Genomic DNA, 1,594 nt, shown 5'->3' on the forward strand with positions numbered 1-1,594 from the left:
TTGAGCACGCCGGCGATCTCGCTGGAGGCCAGCGGCACCCGCGTCAGCCGCTCCGGCATGAACACGTCCTGCACCCGCGAGATCGGCAGCCCGAACAGCTGCCCGCCGATCACCGCGGTGACGTATTCGGCCATCGCGCCTTCACTGGTCTCGGTCTTGGTCATCGATGCTGTTTCCTTCAAGCGGCGCGCCGCAACTCGGCGGTCTGCTCCTTGAGCGCCGCGATCAGCCCGGGACGATCGAACTTGGCGACATAGTCGTGGAAGCCGGCCTGCCGGCCGCGCTCGATCGCCGCCGGCGACACCATCGCCGACAGTGCGATGATCGGCAGCTGGTTGAAATTGTGATCGCTGCGGATGTTCTCGGCGAACTCGAAGCCGTTCATCTCCGGCATCTCGATGTCGGTCAGCACGACGTCGAAGCTTTGCCCCGAGCGCAGCGCGGCGAGGCCTTCCTGGGCATTCGGCGCGGTCCGCACCTTGTAGCCGGCGGCCTTCAAGACCGGCGCCAGCATGTTGCGGAAGAACGCCGAGTCGTCGACGAGAAGGACGGACTGTGCCGAAGCCGACGGCCGCATCTCCTTGCGCGAGAACCAGTCGGCGAACGCCATCGGCAGGAAGTGGCCGACGTCGATCACTTCGGTGGCCTGGCCCTTGATCACAGCCGAGCCCAAAATGCCGTCCTGGCTGCCTGCGACCTCGATGTTGAGCTTCTCCTCGACGATGTCGATGATCTCGTCGACCACGAGCCCCATCGAGCGGCCGTCGTCGGCAAACACCAGGATCGGCTGCGCGCCCTGCGACTGCACCTCGACGCCCGCCATCTGTACCAGCGGCATCAGCTGCTCGCGGTACTGCACCATGTAGCGGCCGTTCGAGAGCTCGATCTTGTCGGTTGCGATCTCCTCGAGCCGGGTGACGAGGCCGAGCGGCACCGCCTTGGGCTGGCTGGAGCCGGCGCGGAACACCAGCAGCGAGGTCAGCTGCTCGCCGCTCGCGGCATGGGCGTTGGCATTGTCGTCGGCCATGTCATGGGCCGAGGAGCCGGAGGCACCCAAAGCCTTGGCAATGCCGTTGGGATCGATGATCATGATCACGGCGCCGTCGCCCAAAATGGTGTTGCCGGAGAACATGTCGATGTGGCGCAGCTTGGTCGACATCGGCTTGACCACGATCTCCTCGGTGTGGAACACGCCGTCGACCACGATGCCGAAGGTCTGGCTGCCGACCTGCGTCACCACGATGAAGCCGTTCTCGGCGTCGGTCGGGGTCGCGCCGTCGTCGATCTTGAGCAGCTTCTTGAGATGGATCAGCGGCAGCAGCTTGTTGCGCAGCCGCAGCACTGCCGTGTCCTTGATCCGCTCGATGCGGTGCTCGGAGTTGGCGCGGGCCCGCACCAGCTCGACCACGGACAATTGAGGGATCGCAAAACGGTCGCCGCCGGCTTCCACGATCAGCGCCGAGACGATCGCAAGCGTCAGCGGGATCTTGATGGTGACCGAGGCGCCCTCGCCGGCCACGCTCTTGATGTCGATGGTGCCGCCGATCTGGTCGATGTTGGTGCGCACCACGTCCATGCCGACGCCGCGGCCGGA

At 65.7% G+C, this 1,594-nt stretch carries 2 protein-coding genes; both read right to left on the reverse strand.

Features of this window, described 5'->3' with window-relative positions:
* Nucleotides 1-164 (reverse strand): chemotaxis protein CheW (locus ALC15_RS47060; RefSeq protein ID WP_200914754.1); only part of this gene is annotated, 164 nt, incomplete at its 3' end.
* 14 nt (nucleotides 165-178) lie between these two features.
* A partial coding sequence (locus ALC15_RS40850; RefSeq protein WP_157861001.1) for an ATP-binding response regulator occupies nucleotides 179-1,594 on the reverse strand: 1,416 nt, incomplete at its 5' end.

Origin of the sequence: Bradyrhizobium viridifuturi (assembly GCF_001238275.1) — a bacterium.
GTDB lineage: Bacteria > Pseudomonadota > Alphaproteobacteria > Rhizobiales > Xanthobacteraceae > Bradyrhizobium > Bradyrhizobium viridifuturi.